The sequence below is a fragment of the Pseudomonas sp. HK3 genome, from assembly GCF_052920985.1.
The window spans coordinates 843,865-864,978 of record NZ_JBREXD010000001.1 but is presented as its reverse complement, the minus strand read 5'-3'; the positions used below and the strand labels follow the sequence as shown (position 1 = coordinate 864,978).

Here is a 21,114-nt window from a genome sequence, read left to right as displayed (position 1 = left end):
TTAAAATCTACTGTCCGCGCTTGGCTACATCATCTTGTAGCAGCTTGGCAAAGTCTTCGATACTCATGGATCCAAGGTCTTCACCAGTACGTGTTCGTACGGCGACAGCGTTAGAAGCCACTTCTTTGTCCCCTGCTACCAATAGATAGGGAACCTTCTGTAAAGTGTGCTCACGGATTTTAAAGCCGATCTTCTCGTTTCTCAAGTCCGATTGCACTCTAATACCGTTTTGAGACAAAGTTTTTGCAACTTCTTTGATATATTCGGCCTGATTGTCCGTAATATTGAGCAAAACTGCCTGAACCGGTGATAACCAAGTTGGCATACTGCCCGCATATTGCTCAATCAAGATACCAATGAATCGCTCAAGTGAACCCAAAATCGCACGATGAATCATAACAGGTGTCTGACGATCACCGTTTTTATCCACATATTGAGCCCCCAAACGGCCCGGCATAGAGAAATCTAGCTGGATCGTACCGCACTGCCATTCACGACCTAAACAGTCCGTTAGAGCAAATTCGATCTTAGGGCCATAAAAAGCACCTTCGCCTGGCTGATAACCAAATTCAAGGCCGCTCGATTTAAGCGCATCCGCCAACGCTTGCTCGGCGTTATCCCAAACTTCATCACTGCCAATTCGCTGTTCTGGGCGTGTGGACAATTTAACCGCCACATCTTCAAAGCCAAATGTCTTATAAGTGTCTAAGATCATGGCAATACAACCATTCACTTCTTCTAAGATTTGCTCAGTCATACAGAAAATATGCGCATCATCTTGAGTAAATCCACGCACACGCATTAAACCATGCAAGGCGCCTGATGGCTCATTACGGTGACAACAGCCAAACTCAGCCAAGCGCAATGGCAAATCACGATAAGACTTCAAACCTTGATTAAAAATTTGAATATGGCCCGGACAGTTCATTGGCTTGATAGCGTATTCGCGTTTTTCAGATACCGTCGTAAACATGGCATCTGCGAATTTATCCCAGTGACCAGAGCGCTCCCATAATGTGCGGTCCATAATCATTGGCGCTTTTACTTCGTCATAGCCATATTCAGTAAGCTTTTGACGAACAAATTTTTCAAGCTCAGTGTAGATGGTCCAACCTTTACCGTGCCAGAACACCATACCAGGCGCTTCTTCTTGCCAATGAAACAAATCAAGCGTTTTACCTAATTTACGGTGGTCACGCTTTTCGGCCTCTTCTAGCAAGGTTAGGTATGCTTTAAGCGCTTTTTTGTCTGCCCAAGCCGTACCGTAAACACGCTGCAGCATTTTATTATCTGAATTACCACGCCAGTAGGCGCCTGCCACCTTCATTAGTTTGAAGTTTTGGCAAAATTTCATATTCGGTACGTGAGGGCCACGACACATATCGATGTATTCTTCGTGGTGATACAGCGCTGGCTGATCATCCTTAGCTATATTGTCATCCAAGATTTCAATTTTGTACGACTCGCCACGCTCTTCAAAGGTATCGCGAGCGGTTTGCCAAGAGCCTATTTTTTTTATGACTTGATAATTGGTTTTCGCCAATTGCATCATGCGCTTTTCAAGCTGCTTGAGCTCGTCTTCATTGATTGGAAAGTCGGCATCAATATCGTAATAGAATCCGTTATCAATGGTTGGGCCGATGGCCATTTTTACATTTGGCCATAACTGTTTAATGGCGTGACCCAGAAGGTGGGCGCAAGAGTGACGCAGAATCTCAAGGCCTTCGCTGTCTTTTGCGGTAATAATACGTAAATCCGCATCTTGCTCGATCATGTCGCAAGCATCGACCAGCTGGCCATTAACCGCACCGGCTATGGTAGCCTTTGCTAAACCAGAGCCAATATCGGCGGCTACATCCATGACAGATACAGCGGCATCGAATTCGCGCTTGGAGCCGTCAGGCAGAGTAATAACAGGCATAATGTTCCTATATTCAGTGGTGTGACCTACAAAGTCACACATGGTATTTAGCTCGACACATTATGTGCGAAATGCCGACTTCGCTTGCTTATGCAGCAGCTGTTGTACCTACCAAGTACCGCTAACTGCATCGCCCAGCGAAAACATCCGAGCATTGAAATAAATTTAAGCGCCGTATTAAAGCAGACTTCGGCTTTTAGGGGAATATTTGAGACCGCGAGCGACAGAAAAAAACCAATCTAAATAAACACTTAGCTTGCAAAGACACAAAAAATACGTAAAATTCAGCGCGCATCACGATTTAAGTTATAAGTGATCGTATTTTAGTCGCGTAGCTCAGTTGGTTAGAGCACCACCTTGACATGGTGGGGGTCGCTAGTTCGAATCTAGTCGCGACTACCATTAAACCCTTAATTCTAGAGGGTTGCAGACACTTCCTAGTTACACCTTTTATTTTTTCGGCATATTTTCGGCATATCAACGTTACCAAATAAGCAAAATACGCATCTCTGCTTACTTAGTTTGGCGCTAGTGCATCGTCATAATAATAAACACGCTCGTCATCATTTACGACTGTTAGATTCACACGGTCAGCCCCAATTGGTTTTATGCCTTTAATCAATACACGTTCACACCAACTATCAGCGGTGCCGAACATGTAGACCAGAAACTCTTGGCGACTATTGATCGCAGCCTTATCTAGATCGATGGCAATCGAAATCTCACCACCCATCTTATTACCGCGCTCTCAAAGCACTTCCCCCCTCGCTCGGCCCGCAACACAATGACTCGGCAGAAAAGCCCCACCTAGCACTGAAGCTCGCGCCCCGTACAACCTCAACTATTTTTAATTAACTGTAACTTCAGGCGCTCAAGCTCATCTCGATATCGCGCCGCCTCTTCGAATTTCAACTCACGAGCAGAGGCCAACATGGCATCTTCTACTTTTGTTATGCGCTTATCAATCTCTCCCACAGTCATAAATTCAATCGCATCATCCACTGATTCCATCGACGCCTTACTGCGTTTTTTACTGCCCACTTTTTTGCCAGGCGTAACCGCACCCTCAAGAATATCTTCCACACTCTTACGAACAGAGGTTGGCGTAATGCCATGCTTAAGATTAAACGCGACTTGTGTTTCACGACGCCGATCCGTCTCACCTATCGCACGCTTCATCGAATCCGTAACCTTCTCTGCATAAAGAATGGCCTTACCTTTCTCATTACGTGCAGCGCGACCAATGGTTTGAATCAATGACTTATCAGAGCGTAAAAAGCCTTCTTTATCTGCATCAAATATAGCAACCAAAGCCACCTCTGGAATATCTAACCCTTCCCTCAATAAGTTAATACCCACTAACACATCAAACTCACCAAGGCGTAAATCCCGAATAATTTCGATACGCTCAACCGTATCAATATCACTATGCAAATAACGAATACGTACCCCATGCTCAGCTAAAAAGTCGGTTAAGTCTTCAGCCATGCGTTTCGTGAGTACCGTAATTAAAATACGCTCTCCGAGTGCGGTGCGGGTTCGAATTTCACCTAGTACATCATCCACCTGAGTAGTAGCTGGACGAATTTCAATCACCGGATCAATTAACCCAGTTGGACGCACCAATTGCTCAACAACCGCATCCTGATGCGCCGCCTCATATTTACCTGGCGTAGCGGAAACAAAAATAGTTTGCGGTGAAATCGCCTCCCATTCTTCAAATTTCATCGGGCGGTTATCCAATGCAGATGGCAAGCGAAAACCAAACTCCACAAGGGTTTCTTTACGAGAACGATCGCCTTTGTACATTGCACCAAATTGCGGAATGGTCACATGGCTTTCATCGATAAACATCAGTGCATCATCGGGCAAATAATCAAATAATGTAGGCGGCGGCAAGCCCGACTCACGCCCTGACAAATAACGGGAGTAGTTTTCGATACCATTGCAATAACCCAGCTGCTGGATCATCTCTAGGTCGTAAACTGTACGCTGCTCAAGACGCTGCGCCTCTACTAACTTATTATTACTGCGCAACTGCTCTAAACGCGGCTTAAGCTCAGCTTTTACATGGTCAATCATATCCACCAAGGTCTCCCTTGGTGTAACGTAATGGCTTTTAGGGAAAATAGTAACACGCGGCAGTTTGCGCAATACCTCACCCGTCAGCGGGTCAAAGACACTCAGCTGTTCAATTTCATCATCAAACAATTCAACACGCACCGCTTCTTTTTCGGATTCGGCAGGAAATATATCAATCACATCACCACGCACACGGTAAGTAGCTCGATAGAAATCCACGTCGTTACGCTTATATTGCAACTCAGCCAAACGACGCAAGAGACCACGCTGATCAATTACATCGCCTTTATCAAGGTGCAGCACCATTTTCAGGTACGACTCAGGATCACCCAACCCATAAATAGCGGACACAGTTGCAACAATAATAGTATCGCGACGCTCCAATAAAGACTTGGTGGCCGACAGACGCATTTGCTCGATATGCTCGTTTACGGATGCGTCTTTCTCTATAAAAGTATCACTGGATGGCACGTACGCTTCTGGCTGGTAATAATCGTAATAAGATACAAAGTATTCAACCGAGTTATTAGGGAAAAACTCCTTAAACTCACCATAAAGTTGAGCGGCAAGTGTTTTATTATGAGCAAGCACAATGGCTGGACGCTGCGATTGGGCAATTATATTCGCCATGGTGAAGGTTTTACCGGAACCCGTCACCCCAAGAAGCGTTTGACGCGCTAAGCCTGAGTTCAAACCATCCATTAGTTGCTCAATGGCCTTTGGCTGGTCTCCCGCCGGTGCATATTTACTTTTTACTTCAAAGGTTTTTGACATAAACCAACTCGTACGAGAAATCTCGTCCCCATCACTGCTAGCCGATTAGTTTACGAGCGCAGAATCCTGAATACAATGAATTAGCAATATTCATATAGCTCAAAATCAAAACCCTAACGACGAATCAGTATCAAAACACACAGAAACACCTTAAGTCACACGCCCAAAAAACCAACAAAAGCAAGCAGTTAAGCCTAGCCACACACCTACACAGAACAACATATTCTCGCAATATAAAACAAGATCCGTTAGAATACGGCCGCTTAAACCCACGGGTAAGCACTACTTTAAACCCTATTTTGTTAAGGATGTGGCCTTGAACCTGCAACTATCTGATCGTGTTCAAAGCATTAAGCCCTCACCTACCCTAGCCGTAACCAATCGTGCTGCGGAATTGCGTGCTGCTGGCCAAGATATTATTGGCCTAGGCGCCGGCGAGCCAGATTTTGATACGCCAGAGCATATTAAAACAGCGGCAATTAATGCTATTAACTCAGGTTTTACCAAATATACCGCCGTTGACGGCACACCTGATCTTAAAAAAGCCATCATTAGCAAGTTCAAACGCGACAACGGCTTAAACTATGAAGCCAACCAAATTTTAGTATCGTGCGGCGGCAAGCAAAGCTTTTTCAATTTAAGCCTAGCCCTATTAAATGCTGGAGACGAAGTGGTCATCCCTGCACCTTACTGGGTAAGCTATCCAGATATGGTATTAATGGCTGAAGGCGTACCGATTGTCATTGAAACAAGCGCTGAAGCACGCTTCAAGATGACAGCAGAGCAATTAGATGCGGCCATCACCCCTAAAACAAAATTAGTGGTACTAAACAGCCCATCAAACCCTTCCGGCATGGCTTACAACAAAGCCGAATTGGAAGCCCTTGGTACTGTTTTACGCAAATACCCTGACGTACTCATCGCCACTGATGACATGTACGAGCCAATTTTATGGACCGACGAACCATTCAACAATATCGTCACAGCCAACCCAGACCTATATGAACGCACCATCGTATTAAATGGTGTATCAAAAGCATATAGCATGACAGGCTGGCGCATCGGTTATGCGGCAGGCCCTACTGCATTAATTGCATCCATGAAAAAGATTCAAAGCCAAAGCACCTCAAACCCAACCTCTATTTCGCAAGTAGCCGCACAAGCCGCGCTTGATGGCGACCAAGAATGCGTTAAAGAGATGGTTAAAGTATTTAAGCAACGCCATGACTACATGGTCGAAGCTTTAAACGCCATAGACGGCATTGAATGCTTAAAAGGTGACGGCACTTTCTATTTGTTCCCAGACTTCTCTGGCGCACAAAAGAAGCTAAACTGTGAAACAGACACAGACTTGGCCGAGAAACTTCTAGAAGCAGGCGTAGCACTTGTACCAGGTAGCGCATTCGGCACATCTGGGCACATGCGTATTAGCTTTGCTACTAGTGAAAGCAACCTTGAAAAAGCAATTGAGCGATTAACAAAAGCGCTTGGTTAATATTCAAACTCGCTCTTAGAAAAAAAAACCGCCTAGGCGGTTTTTTTTGTTTATAGGGCCAAAATAAACTATATGAGCGAGCTAGCACACCCCATAAACATAGTGAATGTTTTGATTACTGCTCGCGATAAATAGCCACCTAACAGTACGAACTCGCACCCGCGAGTGATAAAAAGCACGAACCCACACCCAGTATACCCCGCGAACGAAGTAAGTGTTTTGGGTATGCGAATGATAAAACGTACGAACCCGCACCCGCGGGTGAAAAAGCAGCTTAAGCCGCACCTGCAGATTAAAACCTAAAAAAACACCTACAAACTACTCGCCACACTTTCATCCATCGCAACATCCCTGTGCGCATAAACCTGCCCAGCAAATACAGAAATCACAATGGTAAAAAACTGATTAAACACATTATGCTCAAATAGCGCCACACTCAAACCCGCCATAAAATACACTACCAAAATAATCAAACCACCAAAGGCAAAATAAGCAACGGCATTATTGTCTTTATTATTTCGATAAGCTGAAATAAACAAATAGGCACAACTTGCAAAAATAGCGATCAATGTTGCTAGGCCAATAACTCCCTTTTCAACCATTACTTGAAGAACCTCATTATGCGGATTACTCCACATACCTACCTCACGATTCATACCTGGCGTGGCTAGGCGAATCTCAGTAGCCTTTTCACTATAGCTATTCAACCCATGGCCAAATATTGGGTGCTCTTTTATCAAAATCCACGCGGCCTTGAACATATCCAGTCGCGCACCCAAAGAAGTATGAGAGTTCCCGTCGAGATAGCGTTGTAGTGATTGCTCCGTACTGTCTAAACGTTGCTGCACCTGCGGCTGCTGAATTAATACCCCCAAGCCAAACACGCAAACCACAAGAAACCCAAGTAGTAACTTTTTATGACCCACATAAAAGAGCACCAAAATATAAACAGCCAGCATCGCAATTAACGCCAACCACGACCCTCTCACTTGAGCCAGCATACACGCAATAGCAGAACCCATAACAGCCAGAGCAAGCAATACCTTCAAGGCAACCGGCTTGTTACGCACAAACAAAGCAGCATTAATGGCAAACCCCATAAAAATCAAACAAATCGCGGCATAACGCATAGGGTTCACACCACCACTCGGGCGAAGCCAAAACTGCGCCATTGGGCTTCCAGAGGTAAGCACAAAACCACCTTGCGTCTTCATATGCCAGTACTGAAAAAGAGACAAACAACCTAAACAAACAGCAATCAAAGCAAGAACAACAATAAGATGAGACAAGCTAAACTTAACCTGACGCATCACTAAAAAAAGTGGTATCACTAATATAAAGACCAAGTAATCTTCAAAATGATAATGAGCTGCCTTCGTATAAGGCCAATAGATAAAGCTGACGACTGAAACCAGTGAAAAGCCAGCAAAAGCCCAAACTAGGTAACGCTCAGGTGCACAAAGCCCGTGTTTAAAGCCAGCTTTAATAAACCTAGTACCATCAACTACACCAAAGACCAACAAAAAAACAGCAAAGATCTTCGCAATATCCGGTACAACCAAAAGCGAGACTAAAAATAGTGAAAATAAAATAAATAGAACCCAAACCTTCACAGATTGGCTAGATTCAATTTTAGACCCAAACACTGAGTTCATTTCACACACCTAAAACAAAAAGCGGATACTAACAAATTTACAAACAAGAACCACAAACAAAACCCTCCATGCTAATTAGAATTCAGCATAATTTGAAATAAACCCATAAACCAACCATGCAGGGTTTAATTTTATAGTCTATTCTTGACAATAGTCGAAAAATCAATAACATACGCATCAGTTGTTCCACGATAGCTCAGTTGGTAGAGCAGTAGACTGTTAATCTATTGGTCACTGGTTCGAGTCCAGTTCGGGGAGCCACTTTTATACGCTATACTAAGTCTCAGGATCGAGATGAGGCTATTCAATGCTAGACTTCCTGCTTAACGCTCCCCGCTCAACTAAGCGCATCATAACTCTCAGTTTTGATTTATTTGCCATACCAATAGCAATATATGCTGCACTTGCTCTCAGGTATGGTGAATGGCTTATAAGCGTAAACCACGCATTACTCTTGGTAATGCTAAGCACCACATTAATAACGACTGCTATTTTTATAAAACTAGGGCTTTATCGTGCAGTTGTACGTTTCATGGCAGCCAAAGCATTTAGCAACTTGGCAATGGGAATCACCATTTCTGCCCTTGTACTAGCAAGCTCATCATTTATCAATCAAGCCAACTTACCAAGATCCAGCATCGTTATTTATTGGTTCACTGCGTTTGCATTATTGGGCATGCCGCGATTATTTATTCGCAACATTGTCAGCCAGCTAAACAATTCAAACCGTGAATCAGTATTAGTTTACGGTGCTGGCAGCCAAGGTATTGCACTTGTAAACGCACTCACCAACAGCGACCAATTTCGTCCAGTTGCATTAATAGATGACGACAAAAAGAAGCAAGGCACAGTTATAAATAGCTTGAAAGTTCACCCATCAAAAAACGTTCAACTATTAACAGAACAATTTTCAGTCAAAAAAATCCTACTGGCCCTAGGCAATACCACTACCTCTAAACGCAAACAACTTATAGAAAACCTCGCGTATAACCAGCTAGAAATCCTTACCACACCAGCTGTACAAGACATAATCAGCGGCAAGGCAAAAATAGAAGAAGTTAAAGATGTAGAAATTGAAGACCTACTTGGCCGTGATTGTGTTTCACCGAACGCTAATCTTCTTAGCCAAAACATCAAGGACAAGGTGGTTTTAGTCACAGGTGCTGGCGGCAGTATTGGCTCTGAATTATGCAGGCAGATTATCACTCAGAAGCCCAATAAGTTAATTTTATTAGAACTCAATGAATTCAGCCTTTACAGCATAGAACAAGAGCTGAATCACTACTGTCAAAACAATGAGCAATGCGAAACTCAAGTTATCTCTATTTTAGGCTCAGTACAAAAGCAAAACCGATTAGAAACCATATTCACTACCTTTGGTGTGCAAACTATTTATCACGCTGCCGCCTACAAACATGTACCCATGGTAGAGCACAATGTTGTCGAAGGTGTACGCAACAACGTATTCGGTACTTGGTATTGTGCAGAAGCGGCTATTAAAGCAGGTGTAGAGCGCTTTGTACTTATCAGTACAGATAAAGCTGTACGACCAACCAATGTAATGGGAGCAAGCAAGCGCCTTGCAGAATTGGTATTACAAGCCCTTTCAAAACGTCAAACCGAAACACTATTTTGCATGGTGCGCTTTGGCAATGTACTGGGTAGCTCAGGTTCAGTTGTACCACTATTTCGTAAACAAATAAAAGAGGGTGGCCCCATTACCGTTACCCACCCTGACATCATCCGCTATTTTATGACTCAAGCGACTATGAATACGTAGGCGAATTACATGGGGAATCGCTTCAATCGCGTCGATTAAATCAAATAAACGTTTGTCTGAACTGGATAGTGGGTCACCGCCACTTAAAATCACTTCATTAATTTCTGGGCGCTGTTTTATGTATTCGAGTGTATCAAGCCACTGCTGGCGGCTTAAGCGGTTATCGTCATAAGGAAAATGACGACGAAAACAATAACGACAATGAATGGCGCAACTGCCATTCACAATTAATAACACACGATTTTTGTATTTATGCACAATACCAGGTGTTGTGTTGCTGCTGGCTTCACCTAATGGGTCAAGCACAAAGCCGGTTGGTGGTGTTTGCGTTTCTTCAAGCAATGGCCAAATTTGGCGGAGCAGCGGGTCGTGTACATTGCCTTTTTCGATGCGATTTATATACGCCATTGGTGCACGAATCGGAAAATCATTAGCCCCTTCAATACCCGCCGGTAGCAACGATTTTGGCAACTCAAGATAGGTTAGCAACTCATGGGCGCTATAAGAGATATTGGCGAGTTGCTGCTGCCATGATGGACTTTCATCGCCACTGGCAGTGATAGAGTGAATATTGATGTGTGGTGTATTCATGACAAACGCGGCAACCAAAGACGGCTTTAAACCGTTTATATAGAGCAAATAGTGTATTTTGGGCTATTTTGCGTCATTTGCACATGGCTTTGTGCGATATAGCGAATTTCTAGCTACTGCCTAAAGCCTTTGATATGGGGTATTATAGCGCCCTTAATTTTTTGATACTCCAAGCTAATCGGTGACTTTCCATGGCGAACTATTCAACTAACGAGTTTAAATCCGGCCTTAAAGTGATGTTAGATGGCGACCCATGCTCCATCTTAGAGAACGAATTTGTTAAGCCAGGCAAAGGCCAAGCCTTTAATCGTGTGAAAATGCGTAACCTGAAAACCGGTCGTGTTTGGGAACGTACGTTTAAGTCTGGTGAAAAACTAGACGGTGCAGACGTAATGGATTACGACATGGAATATCTATACACCGACGGTGAGTTCTACCACTTCATGGCCACAGATGGCTCATTTGAGCAGTATCCCGCTCACCCAGATGCAGTAGGCGACACCAAAAACTGGCTAAAAGAGCAAGAGAAGTACGAAGTTACTTTGTACAACGGCGCGCCAATTTCTGTAACCCCACCAAATTTTGTTGAACTTGAAGTGGTTGAGACAGATCCAGGTCTGAAAGGCGATACTGCTCAAGGTGGTTCTAAGCCAGCTTACTTGACCACAGGCGCCATGGTGCGTGTGCCATTGTTCATCAACATCGGTGAGGTTCTGCGTATCGATACACGTACTGGTGATTATGTTTCTCGCGCTAAAGGCGAGTAAGTTTTAGAAAACCAAAGCGACGCTTGCGATCAATCTGTCGGGCAATGCCCGACTTATTTATTTACTGTATTACACCTCAGTGAGCGATAAGCCTATTAAATGGTAGGGTGGCCCACCTTTTTTACACCTGACAATATTCAACCTACAAACATAATGACACTGGATAACACCGTGACGTGTTTTCTGTTTGAGCGTCGCTTGTCCAGTGTAATGAGCACTTTACATAAAGGGACTTAATAATGCCTTGGCAACCTTCCGCTTCTATTGAATCACTCCAACAACGTGCAAAGTTAAACGCGTATGTGCGCGAGTTTTTTCGTTTGCGCGATGTGATGGAAGTGGAAACCCCTGTGTTGTCAAAAGCCGCAGTTGATGATGCCAATTTGCAGCCTGTTATCGCACAAGCTTGCGATCAACCTATGTATTTACACACCTCCCCAGAATACCCAATGAAGCGTTTGCTAGCAGCGGGCAGCGGCGATATTTATCAAATTTGTAAAGTTTTTCGCGATGGCGAGGTGGGGCGCAGGCATAACCCTGAATTCACCATGCTGGAATACTATCGCTTGGCGTTTGATTTAAAAACATTAATGGACGAAGTGGCCCAGTTAGTGGGTGACTTTTTATATCTTCAGCGTCGTATTGATTTAAGTTATGCACAAGCGCTTAAGCAATATGCGAATTTAGATGTATTTAATGCTGACGATATTGAGCTGAGAGATCGTGTAACCGAGTTTGTAGGTCAGGATTTAACGCTCAGTCGTGATGAGTGTTTAGATATCATTATGAGCCATGTGGTCGAGCCGAGTTTACCGCAAGGTGTTATGGTGTTTATTTTTAATTACCCTGCCAGTCAAGCGGCGCTAGCCCGAACGTTCGAAGACAATGACAGTAACCCATTGGCAAAACGGTTTGAGTTATATGTGAACGGCTTAGAACTTGCGAATGGTTACCACGAATTGGTGGACTTATCTGAGCAGAAAAATCGATTTAAAACACAGGCTGAACGTTATGGCAGTACCCGAGTATTAGATGAGCATTTTTTGGCAGCACTTGAACAAGGTTTACCCGATTGCAGCGGCGTTGCAATTGGGTTAGATCGTATTTTAATGCTTAAGCAAAATAGCTCATCTATAAAAGACGTATTAAGCTTTGATTTTAATCGTGCTTAACTGAGTCGATATGCTTATGGGGTTGATTGCGTAAAAATAACACCATCGCCAGTAAAAAGGTTAAACCTTCTGCTATGGGCAGTGCCCACAAGAAAGGAATGCTTGGGGCATAGTAATAGAGTATAAATATCAATAAACTTGGCAGAATAAGCCCTCTAGATAATGCGATGGTGGCAGATTCTTTTGCCGCATGAAGGGCGGTTAGGTAGGCCGAAATACAAATAGTAAAACCATTCACTAAAAAGATTGGCCATAAGATGTCTACGTAATCAATGGCTAGCTTAGCCGCGTCCTCGCTATCATCGTTTAAGAACATAGAAACCATTTGTTCTGTGAAGCCAAGTAACAACAAGATGAAAACAAAGCTGGTAATCGCGCAGGCGATTGCAGTGATTATCGTGTATTGTTTGATGCGTTCAATGTTACCCGCTCCAAAATTTTGACTGACAAATACCTGGCAAGCTTCAGAGATTGAATACACCACCATAATGCCGATGAATAATAAATAGTTAATGATAGTAATGGCCGCGACACCGTTCGTACCGGCCGTTGTAATCAGTAGCCAATTCAAAATAAACGCAATGATACTGCCACTCACCTCGTTGATGAATTCAGATAAACCATTAAAGCTGGCATGCATCACCTCTAGCCAATTTTGTTGCTTAAATCTAAAATATAGCTTTCGTTTTTTAGACATGAAATAAGTGGTAAAAAACACAAAAGCCGATATTTGTGCAAAGCCTGTGGCCCATGCCGCACCGGCTAGTCCCCACTCAAGTTCTACTACAAAAAAATAGTCCAAAATAATATTAATGATCGACGACATTAAAATCCCAATGGCCGAGAAATTCGCGTAACCATCAATGCGCACAAAGTAATACATTACAATGATAAACATTTCGGCAATCATGAATGGAAAGCGTATACGAAAATATTCACTCATTAATGGCATTAATTCTGGTGTGGCACCTAATGCTCGAAAGAGGCCTTCTTCAAAATACAGACCTAGAGATACTGTGATTAAAGACATAGATATGCAAATAATCAGTATTTTACTAAAGACCGATGACGCTCGATTAAAGTGTCCTTGGCCTATATATTTACCACCGCGCACCGAGCCACCAACCGCTAACATGTAGCCGATGCCAAATACGATGGTCAGAAACGGAATCAAAAGATTAATGGCGGCTAATGCGGTTGCACCGACAAAGTTACCAATGTAAATACCGTCGATTAATGATGCAGAAGAGAATGCCAGCAAGCCAATAATCGATGGAATAAACAACGCAAAAAAATTGCTCACAATTGAGCCGCTTAAAATCGGGTTTTTTTGAGACTCTAACGAACTATTGGATGACACGGCAGGTCCACATTATAATTTTCAACCCTATATTATCAGCAGACTAATAAGATATATCTATATCTCTTATTAGGTAGTTTAAAATACAAAGACAAAATCGGTGATATAAAATATTCGTTTTTTTGTTAATAACACAGTGTGTCATTATATATCATAGTGAGCTTATTCAATGAAAAATTATACTCTTAAGATTTAAGCATTCACTTTATGTACCTTTGGCTAAACTAATCGGGTCAGCGCAAGTGATCATTGTGCGAGAGAACGTGTTCAATTTTAGAATAGGGTGAGTCAGTTTCAGCGACGTTACAATAGGATTAGCTTGCCTTCGAATATACAAACAACCCCATGTGTTATTGGTAAAGTCTGAATTTTATTTTTTAAACGCTGAACCACATAGCTAAGGCTGCTTGGTTTGCGTTAAATTAAGGGCTTTATCGAGTTTTTTTTGTGGCCATTTACGAGGGGATAAAGGCGGCATATTCGGTTTTAGCGTCGTGCCTTCGCCAGCTTGAGTTAATACGACTTTACCAAATTCATTGCTAATTTCTAATGTGTGATCACTCTCTAGTAATACCACATCAATGCTTTGATCATCTTGTAAATTACCGCTCCAAAAATCAGTGCCTCTAATGCCAATCGTGCCGATGGGTGTGTTGACGGTAAAGTTGGGTGAGGCTGCTTTTGTTATAGCCCCAGTGACAATTCGAAATGCACCTTTAATGAACTCAAAACTAGCCTGTTTTTTATTCGGGTTAAAAATAAAGTCATCAATATGCATGGTCGTATCACTGCTTAGCGTCAGTACCGTGCTGTCGCTAAAGCGGATAATTGCTCGTGCGTTTTGCTGAGTATGAATTGTATCGAGTCGAAAAATATCATCCCCTCGCTTGCGCGAGTTTGGTTATCCCCTTATCTGATTCAATCATCATCTTGGGTTTAATAAATACGACTTTTGCCACGGGCTCAGCCTTTGCGTAAGTGGCAAAGGCGGTCAGCATAATAATGACGTATGCGATTAAACGATTACCAGAACGCATCATCTTGTACATCGGGCGGTGCTTGATCATATTGTTTTGTATCCTTGCTGCGTTCTTGAAGTTCTTGCAATATGCTACCGGTTTTACTGACGGCTTCGTCGCGCTCTTCATCGACCTCGCCAACATCACCTTCCGCATCTTGTGCGTCTTTATCAGCGTTGTAACCACCCGCACGGGAGGCTATCGCTTTATCAGTGCGTTTGTTTAGCACCACAATGGCAATGCGTCGATTAATGGGGTCGGTTGGGTCTTCAATATTAAAATGCGCTTTATCCCCCATGCCGACCACCTGTGCAATTTTAACTTCTGGCAGCCCCGCATCACCCAGTGCGCGGCGAGCGGCATTGGCTCGACTAGCGGAAAGCTCCCAGTTACCTGCGTCCCAAACATTGGAGTTGCCGCTGCTATCGGTGTGACCAGTAATCGACACGCGGTTGGGCACAGAACCTAGAATAGGGGCTAACTCGTACAAAATATCTTCGGCATAATATTTTAAGCGCGATGAACCTGGGTCAAACATGGGGCGGTTGGTTTTATCCACAATTTGAATACGCAACCCTTCGCTGGTGATATCCACCTTCACTTGATCTTTGTAGGGGCTCAGCGTGGCGCTGTCATTGATTTTTTCTTGGAACTCCGCCTCCATTGATTCTAGGCGTGCTTGTTCAATAGCCTCGGCGGCACTTTCAATTTCTTCTGCTTGCAACACTTGTGTTGGGTCGACGGTTTGGCTGGTGGCCACATTATTTTGTACCGAGGGGCTACCGCCTAAATCAATGACCCATTTACTGGGGACCCTTTTCCCATCTTCATAGGCGGCTGGGTCATTAAAGTAGCCGGCGACAGCGGCGATTTCTTCTTCGTTAGATGAGTTGATTAACCATAGAATTAAAAACAGCGCCATCATAGCCATGGCAAAGTCAGCAAGCGCCACTTTCCATGCGCCACCATGGTGAGCATGGGCGCCTTTTTTTACGCGTTTGATGATGATGTTCTGTTGGTCAAACTTATCCATGTTATGACCTCAAATCACGCGGGGGTGTTTATCATTAACGGCCTCTTACTTTTGATTCGAGCTCGTTAAAGGTTGGCCGACCATGAGAGAAGAGTACTTTACGGCCAAACTCGACGGCCAGCTGTGGAGGCAAGCCATTCACTGATGCAACTATGGTCGCTTTGGCCGATTCATAGAGCTTTATTTCTTCGTGGGCATTGTGTTCCATTTTACTGGCGATGGGGCCAAAGAAACCGTAACCAAACAGGATGCCAGAGAAGGTGCCGACTAATGCGGCGGCGATGTGACGGCCTAATTCTTCCATGGGGCCATCAATGGCGCCCATGGTTATCACGATCCCCAATACTGCGGCTACGATTCCGAAGCCGGGCATGGCGTCTGCGATTTTTTGCATGGCAGTAGCAGGCCCAGTTAACTCGTGCAGCCGAGCGTCGATCTCCATATCCATTAGTGCGTCTAATTCGTGGGCTTGCATGTTACCGGCTGCAATTAAACGAAAGTAATCAGCAATGAAATCGGCTAAAGCATGGTTGTTTTGAATCGCAGGGTATTTTGAAAACACACCACTTTGTTGTGGGTTTTCTACGTCGCTTTCGATAGACATCATGCCTTCTTTGCGACTTTTATTAAGAATGTCGTAAATTAAACTTAAGCAATCCATGTACATGGCTTTATTGGCTTTGCCACCGGTAACCACCTGCGGCAATACTCTAAAGGTATCCATGTGTATGGGGCCGGGGTTGCTAATAATATGAGCGCCAATGCCGGCACCTAATATGATCAAGAACTCATAGGGCTGCCAAAGCGCAGCGAGTACACCATGGCTTCCAATGTAGCCGTAGACCACACTGAAGCACACAACAAATAAACCAACTATGAATAACATTCCTGTTGTCCCTCTAAGCCCGTTTGTCTTTAAAAAATTAAAGGACAAATCCGTGGGCCAGTTTGCTCAAAGTCCGACTATAGTTAATTAAAGTTTAGAAAAGGGCTTTCCTCAAATCGAATGGAAGTAAAAACCACGAAAGGGGCGCGAGCTTGGCTTGAATTGGCCACATCAGCTCAATTGCCCATCTTAAAAGTCTCAGCCCAGCTGCTTACTAAGCAAATTAAATCGGGGGCGTCTCTTGCTGATATGGCCCACACCATTGAGCGAGACCCTGCTTTGTGCCTGCATTTATTCTTAGCGGCTAATCGCAAAAGTGCCAATTCTGATACAGCCATTTTGAACTTGAATCATGTGATGACCATGTTGGGCATGCAGGGCGTGATTCATTACATTAAACAAGCACCCAAAATGACGCTTCATAAAAGTGATGCGCAGCAAAAAGGCTACCTACAAGCCCAAGCGGTGAGTACTTTGGCTGGTACGCTTGTGGATCATTGGGCGCAGCAAACCCATAGCGGTTCTGGTGAAAAGTTAAAATGGGCGACTATTTTAGCGGGGGCACCTACGTGGTACATGTGGCATGTGGGTTATGGCAAAATGAGTGAATGGCAATATCGAGTGCAACATGATTTTGAAGGCAGCGCGAATGTAGAAAAATCAATATTTGGCTGCTTGCTTGAAGATGTATACCGCATGATTGGTCGTCAGATCCAGCTACCCGAGTTATCCCAACAAATGTTAGAGCGTGCACAATGGCCTAGCCTAAGGCAATGGTCTCAAATGTTGAGCGATCAACACATGCGCTTTAGTGATGACGACCATGTACTGCGACATTTAAAAAGCAAACCGACAACCATTATGTTGTTGCTTAATCACCTTGCACAACAGGTGCAAAGAGGCTGGATGTGCCACAGAGTACTACGAAGTGAGCGGGTATTGTCGCACTTAAGTGGCGTCGATCTTGGGCATGTGACAGCGCAGAACCATCAGCTAGCCATTAAAATGAGCCGACAATTAATGGTCGAACAAGTATTACCACCTGCGGTATCGCTACTATGGCCGCAACAAAAAATTAACCAACCTATTTGGGTTCGCCCTGCGTATACATGTTGGTTTGATGTGCCAAAGTCAGATCCGCATGCGTCGAAAAACATGCAGGCCCAACGCGGTGGCGAACGTGTTTTAAAATTAAAAGAGATTCCACCAAGAGCCGTCAAGCGTGATGTGATTGTGGATGTGTTGCAGCATTTAAATAAAAAAATATCAGACTTTGACGACATACATAATATTTTCTTAAGCTGTAATAAAGCCCTTCATAAAGGCATTGGCATGCGCCGTGGATTTATTTGCATACTCAATAAAACAGCTGATTGCTTACGCCCTGTGTATTGTTTTGGGGTTGAAAGCAGCGACCCGATTCGCAGTCTTAAAATTAATTTAAAAGAGAATCGCTTATTCGGCAAGCTTGTGGTGAAAAGCGCGAGTTTTAGAGTGGATGGGGAGAATGTTGAGCAAGCAACGAATATGTTAGCTGCTGATGCGACCAAAACGTTAAACAGTAAAAACTTCATGATCATGTCGTTGTTTTCAGGCGATCGGCCTGTGGGCGTTGTATATGCCGATGTGTCGAGTGCTGAGCAACCCATCAGTGATCAAGAATACCAAGCCTTCAAAAAAGTCTGCCAAAGTACCAGTCACGCCCTTGAGCGTTATAAATTGTCCCGATAAAACCTGACACATGCCTTAAGCTTGTTTAAAATACTCCCTCAAATACATCGAGGCTATGCCCTATGACGTTGCCATTGATCATTGAACCAAGCCAGTTGGTCAGTGAGTTGGACCATGCAAATCTATTGATATTAGATTTAGGTAAAGCAGAATCTTACTCTGCAGCCCATGTACCGGGCGCTGTTCATGTTGCACCGAGCCATATACAGCTGGGCGTGCCGCCAGCACCGGGCTTATTGCCAAGCAAAGAGCAATTAAGCTTATTGTTTAGTCGCTTAGGTTTAACACAAGATACCCACGTTGTGGTCTATGACGATGACGGAGGCCCTTGGGCTGGTCGTATGATCTGGGTGCTCGATGCCATTGGGCATACACAGTACAGTTTTTTAAACGGTGGTATTCATGCTTGGTTAGCCCAACAGTGCCCGGTTGAAAGCCATGCCAGCGAAGCCACACCCAGTGACTACACCGTCGCCACGATCGATGAGAGTGTGACGATTGATAAAGCGCAGCTGCTTCAAGCCATAACCGATAACAGCATCGACATTTGGGATGCGCGTTCGCTCCCTGAATACACAGGTGAAAAAGCAGTGAGTGCGCGTGGAGGGCATTTACCAGGTGCAAAAAGCTATGAGTTTATCCGCGCGTTAGATACGCGTAATGATTTACAATTACGTGATCTGGCGGATGTAAAAAAAGAATTAAATGATTTGGGCATCACTGGGGATAAAACCATTGTGACCCATTGCCAAACACACCGCCGCTCTGGTTTAACCTATGTGATTTGCAAACAGCTAGGTTGGCCAGTACAGGCTTATGCGGGATCATGGAGTGAATGGGGCAATGACCCCAATACACCCATTGAGACTGGACAATAATTTTCGACACAATTGGAATACACAGTGAATAAAAACGCATTATTTGTTTTAAGCCAATACATCATCCCGCAACACAGCTTAAGTCGTTTAGTTGGTTGGTTTGCGAGTACCAAAATTGAGTTTATTAAAAGTACCTTTATTAAAAAATTCGCGGCTAAATATGACGTGAATATGGATGAAGCGAAAATAGAAGACCTAGATCAATTCGCAAACTTTAACGACTTTTTCACCCGTGAATTAAAAGACGGCGCTCGCCCTATTGCCGACGCCAAATTAGTAAGCCCAGCAGACGGCGCGGTGAGCCAGCTTGGTAAAATTGAATTAGGCCGTTGCTTTCAAGCAAAAGGTCGTGATTTTAGCGTTGTCGAATTATTAGGTGGTGATAATGAACGCGCCGCGCCTTATATGAACGGCGAATTTGCTACTATTTATTTAAGCCCGAAAGATTACCACCGTGTGCATATGCCATGTGCGGGCACACTAAAAGAAACTGTTTATATACCGGGTGATTTATTCAGCGTAAACCCAGCCACCGCAGAAGGTGTTGATGGTTTATTTGCACGCAATGAACGCTTAGTGTGCATGTTCGATACCGAGTTCGGCCCAATGGCGATGGTGCTAGTGGGTGCCATGATTGTAGCGGGTATCGAAACCGTATGGTCAGGCCAAGTTTGCCCATTGCCAAAACAAGCACAAGTACAAGACTACAGCCAAGGTGAAATCAAGTTAGAGAAAGGCGCTGAAATGGGTCGCTTTAAACTAGGCTCAACCGTGATTCTTTGTTTCCCAGAAGATGCGGTTAAATTCTTAGATGAAATTAAAGCGTCTTCCCCATTAATGATGGGTCAAGCCATTGCTTAATGGCCAGCGCTAAAGTGAGTCAATATTAAAGGAGCTTCGGCTCCTTTTTTATATACCGTTTTTTGTATCATTCGATTTACGATAAGGGCTAGAGTGCAGCTCATAAAAGTTGGTACTTTTGAGTGCAGAGAGACATAATGTGTAGCCCTTACCTTGCAAGGTAGGAAAGCTTGCAAGGTCTTATGATTAAAATGTTAAACAAGTTTTGGATTTATAAAACTGTAAATTTCGTATAGTACTACTGTATGAAAATACAGTAAAAAGATAGCCGAATTTGAATTATTAGTTTACGCTTCTAGCGCTCGTCGCTGCAGTAAAACGAGTTTTGCGTGACAGCAAAGAGCGCTAGAAGAGAAGAATCAAAAACGGCTTCGATCAATTACAGTAATCAACAGATTTGGAAGTCGACCTAATAGATTTCTACTCAAAACTTTTTTTAACAAGTCGATAATAAGGACTTGAATTAAATGTTGTCACTTAATTTGCTACGCAAATGCATGCCAAATTCACTTCAATCCTTATATCTAATTCGTTATGAAGGATAAGTAATGAAATATTATTCACTTTTTTTAGTTATATTCACTTTGATCTCATGCACCCCTGATAATGACGATCAAGGCAGAGATCTATCTCAAGCACTATCATTTTCTGATTTGATAAAAAAAAGAATGATAAATGATGAGACGATAAACGGGACAACCGTATTAATAAATAACGAGCTAAATTCCTATTTTGATCAAACGGAGGGCTGTGCTATTAATCCTATGCCCTGCACGGAAGATGACTTTAATACAGTGATAGGAGAGTCTTCATATCAAGGGAGTGGAGTTGGTCCTTGCTCAGGTTATGGCTTTGAACTTGTTAACGATGATACTTCGGAAAAAGTGGTCGTCGATTTAAAAAAAGACACTCAATTTTTTGTATTGACTCAAGAGGAAGCAGTGTTAGCAAACTTTTACGCTGAAATTGAGTTCGTTGAGCGACAAGCTTGGTGTGGTGCACAGATGAACTATGGCATAAAAGTAACGCTAAAGGCAGGGGAAGAAGATTATCTCCTTGACCAATTTACACAATAAATTCATAACAAAAAAAGGCATTGGACGCAAAAA

General features: G+C 43.6%; 18 protein-coding genes and 2 tRNA genes. 10 read left to right on the top strand and 10 right to left on the bottom strand.

Going from position 1 to position 21,114, the window contains the following annotated elements:
• Nucleotides 1-7: 7 nt before the first annotated feature.
• On the bottom strand, nt 8-1,921 hold the full coding sequence (thrS, locus tag ACU6U9_RS04150; RefSeq protein ID WP_446733804.1) for a threonine--tRNA ligase: 1,914 nt from the start codon (nt 1,919-1,921) through the stop codon (nt 8-10).
• A gap of 325 nt (nt 1,922-2,246) precedes the next feature.
• On the opposite strand from thrS, the gene ACU6U9_RS04145 reads away from it, so the two are divergent.
• Nucleotides 2,247-2,323: transfer RNA gene (locus ACU6U9_RS04145), tRNA-Val, on the top strand.
• 115 nt (nt 2,324-2,438) lie between these two features.
• On the opposite strand, the gene ACU6U9_RS04140 is transcribed toward ACU6U9_RS04145, so the two are convergent.
• Together ACU6U9_RS04140 and uvrB are read right to left on the bottom strand one after the other, a co-directional pair.
• Complete coding sequence (locus tag ACU6U9_RS04140; protein ID WP_446733803.1) at nt 2,439-2,654, bottom strand: hypothetical protein; 216 nt, start codon at nt 2,652-2,654, stop codon at nt 2,439-2,441.
• A gap of 104 nt (nt 2,655-2,758) precedes the next feature.
• Nucleotides 2,759-4,777 carry an excinuclease ABC subunit UvrB gene (gene uvrB / locus ACU6U9_RS04135; RefSeq protein ID WP_446733802.1) on the bottom strand — a complete coding sequence of 673 codons (2,019 nt, stop codon included), beginning with the start codon at nt 4,775-4,777 and terminating at the stop codon, nt 2,759-2,761.
• Between the two features lie 316 nt (nt 4,778-5,093).
• On the opposite strand from uvrB, the gene ACU6U9_RS04130 reads away from it, so the two are divergent.
• On the top strand, nt 5,094-6,272 hold the full coding sequence (locus ACU6U9_RS04130; protein ID WP_446733801.1) for a pyridoxal phosphate-dependent aminotransferase: 1,179 nt from the start codon (nt 5,094-5,096) through the stop codon (nt 6,270-6,272).
• A 311-nt stretch (nt 6,273-6,583) separates the two neighbouring features.
• On the opposite strand, the gene ACU6U9_RS04125 is transcribed toward ACU6U9_RS04130, so the two are convergent.
• Nucleotides 6,584-7,927: an O-antigen ligase family protein gene (locus tag ACU6U9_RS04125; protein WP_446733800.1), complete on the bottom strand. Its 1,344-nt coding sequence runs from the start codon at nt 7,925-7,927 to the stop codon at nt 6,584-6,586.
• A gap of 185 nt (nt 7,928-8,112) precedes the next feature.
• Between ACU6U9_RS04125 and ACU6U9_RS04120 the strand changes: the two genes are divergently transcribed.
• Both ACU6U9_RS04120 and ACU6U9_RS04115 read left to right on the top strand, forming a co-directional pair.
• Nucleotides 8,113-8,188: transfer RNA gene (locus tag ACU6U9_RS04120), tRNA-Asn, on the top strand.
• A gap of 46 nt (nt 8,189-8,234) precedes the next feature.
• Complete coding sequence (locus tag ACU6U9_RS04115) at nt 8,235-9,707, top strand: polysaccharide biosynthesis protein (RefSeq protein ID WP_446733799.1); 1,473 nt, start codon at nt 8,235-8,237, stop codon at nt 9,705-9,707.
• Here ACU6U9_RS04115 and ACU6U9_RS04110 read toward each other — a convergent pair.
• Nucleotides 9,612-10,298, bottom strand: coding sequence for a radical SAM protein (locus ACU6U9_RS04110; protein ID WP_446733798.1), 687 nt, complete (start codon nt 10,296-10,298; stop codon nt 9,612-9,614). The two genes, ACU6U9_RS04115 and ACU6U9_RS04110, sit on opposite strands and share 96 nt — an antisense overlap.
• 191 nt (nt 10,299-10,489) lie before the next feature.
• On the opposite strand from ACU6U9_RS04110, the gene efp reads away from it, so the two are divergent.
• Together efp and epmA are read left to right on the top strand one after the other, a co-directional pair.
• Entirely contained in the window at nt 10,490-11,065 is a 576-nt protein-coding gene (gene efp / locus ACU6U9_RS04105) for an elongation factor P (protein WP_446733797.1), read from the top strand.
• A gap of 239 nt (nt 11,066-11,304) precedes the next feature.
• Entirely contained in the window at nt 11,305-12,237 is a 933-nt protein-coding gene (gene epmA / locus ACU6U9_RS04100; RefSeq protein WP_446733796.1) for an EF-P lysine aminoacylase EpmA, read from the top strand.
• On the opposite strand, the gene ACU6U9_RS04095 is transcribed toward epmA, so the two are convergent.
• From ACU6U9_RS04095 to motA, 5 genes are all read right to left on the bottom strand, one after another.
• Nucleotides 12,224-13,597 carry an MATE family efflux transporter gene (locus ACU6U9_RS04095; RefSeq protein WP_446733795.1) on the bottom strand — a complete coding sequence of 458 codons (1,374 nt, stop codon included), beginning with the start codon at nt 13,595-13,597 and terminating at the stop codon, nt 12,224-12,226. The genes epmA and ACU6U9_RS04095 overlap by 14 nt on opposite strands.
• Nucleotides 13,598-13,994: 397 nt before the next feature.
• Nucleotides 13,995-14,453: a FecR family protein gene (locus tag ACU6U9_RS04090; protein WP_446735052.1), complete on the bottom strand. Its 459-nt coding sequence runs from the start codon at nt 14,451-14,453 to the stop codon at nt 13,995-13,997.
• A gap of 19 nt (nt 14,454-14,472) precedes the next feature.
• Entirely contained in the window at nt 14,473-14,664 is a 192-nt protein-coding gene (locus tag ACU6U9_RS04085; RefSeq protein WP_446733794.1) for a hypothetical protein, read from the bottom strand.
• Nucleotides 14,621-15,649 (bottom strand): flagellar motor protein MotB, encoded by a 1,029-nt coding sequence (motB, locus tag ACU6U9_RS04080; protein WP_446733793.1) that lies wholly within the window; start codon nt 15,647-15,649, stop codon nt 14,621-14,623. Before motB ends, ACU6U9_RS04085 begins: the two co-directional genes overlap by 44 nt.
• 34 nt (nt 15,650-15,683) lie before the next feature.
• Entirely contained in the window at nt 15,684-16,535 is an 852-nt protein-coding gene (motA, locus tag ACU6U9_RS04075; RefSeq protein ID WP_446733792.1) for a flagellar motor stator protein MotA, read from the bottom strand.
• A gap of 120 nt (nt 16,536-16,655) precedes the next feature.
• Between motA and ACU6U9_RS04070 the strand changes: the two genes are divergently transcribed.
• From ACU6U9_RS04070 to ACU6U9_RS04055, 4 genes are all read left to right on the top strand, one after another.
• On the top strand, nt 16,656-18,266 hold the full coding sequence (locus tag ACU6U9_RS04070) for a hypothetical protein (RefSeq protein WP_446733791.1): 1,611 nt from the start codon (nt 16,656-16,658) through the stop codon (nt 18,264-18,266).
• Between the two features lie 62 nt (nt 18,267-18,328).
• A complete protein-coding gene (locus ACU6U9_RS04065) occupies nt 18,329-19,144 on the top strand; it encodes a sulfurtransferase (protein WP_446733790.1) in 816 nt (271 codons plus the stop codon).
• A gap of 24 nt (nt 19,145-19,168) precedes the next feature.
• Complete coding sequence (gene asd / locus ACU6U9_RS04060; protein ID WP_446733789.1) at nt 19,169-20,005, top strand: archaetidylserine decarboxylase; 837 nt, start codon at nt 19,169-19,171, stop codon at nt 20,003-20,005.
• A gap of 548 nt (nt 20,006-20,553) precedes the next feature.
• On the top strand, nt 20,554-21,081 hold the full coding sequence (locus tag ACU6U9_RS04055; protein WP_446733788.1) for a hypothetical protein: 528 nt from the start codon (nt 20,554-20,556) through the stop codon (nt 21,079-21,081).
• Nucleotides 21,082-21,114 lie beyond the last annotated feature (33 nt).

Coding starts and splice junctions, on each gene's coding strand:
- ACU6U9_RS04065 (WP_446733790.1), top strand. CDS start 18,329: ATGACGTTGCCATTGATCATTGAACCAAGCCAGTTGGTCAGTGAGTTG.
- motA (WP_446733792.1), bottom strand. CDS start 16,535: ATGTTATTCATAGTTGGTTTATTTGTTGTGTGCTTCAGTGTGGTCTAC.
- ACU6U9_RS04115 (WP_446733799.1), top strand. CDS start 8,235: ATGCTAGACTTCCTGCTTAACGCTCCCCGCTCAACTAAGCGCATCATA.
- ACU6U9_RS04085 (WP_446733794.1), bottom strand. CDS start 14,664: ATGATCAAGCACCGCCCGATGTACAAGATGATGCGTTCTGGTAATCGT.
- ACU6U9_RS04070 (WP_446733791.1), top strand. CDS start 16,656: ATGGAAGTAAAAACCACGAAAGGGGCGCGAGCTTGGCTTGAATTGGCC.
- motB (WP_446733793.1), bottom strand. CDS start 15,649: ATGGATAAGTTTGACCAACAGAACATCATCATCAAACGCGTAAAAAAA.
- thrS (WP_446733804.1), bottom strand. CDS start 1,921: ATGCCTGTTATTACTCTGCCTGACGGCTCCAAGCGCGAATTCGATGCC.
- efp (WP_446733797.1), top strand. CDS start 10,490: ATGGCGAACTATTCAACTAACGAGTTTAAATCCGGCCTTAAAGTGATG.
- ACU6U9_RS04125 (WP_446733800.1), bottom strand. CDS start 7,927: ATGAACTCAGTGTTTGGGTCTAAAATTGAATCTAGCCAATCTGTGAAG.
- uvrB (WP_446733802.1), bottom strand. CDS start 4,777: ATGTCAAAAACCTTTGAAGTAAAAAGTAAATATGCACCGGCGGGAGAC.
- ACU6U9_RS04110 (WP_446733798.1), bottom strand. CDS start 10,298: ATGAATACACCACACATCAATATTCACTCTATCACTGCCAGTGGCGAT.
- epmA (WP_446733796.1), top strand. CDS start 11,305: ATGCCTTGGCAACCTTCCGCTTCTATTGAATCACTCCAACAACGTGCA.
- ACU6U9_RS04055 (WP_446733788.1), top strand. CDS start 20,554: ATGAAATATTATTCACTTTTTTTAGTTATATTCACTTTGATCTCATGC.
- ACU6U9_RS04140 (WP_446733803.1), bottom strand. CDS start 2,654: ATGGGTGGTGAGATTTCGATTGCCATCGATCTAGATAAGGCTGCGATC.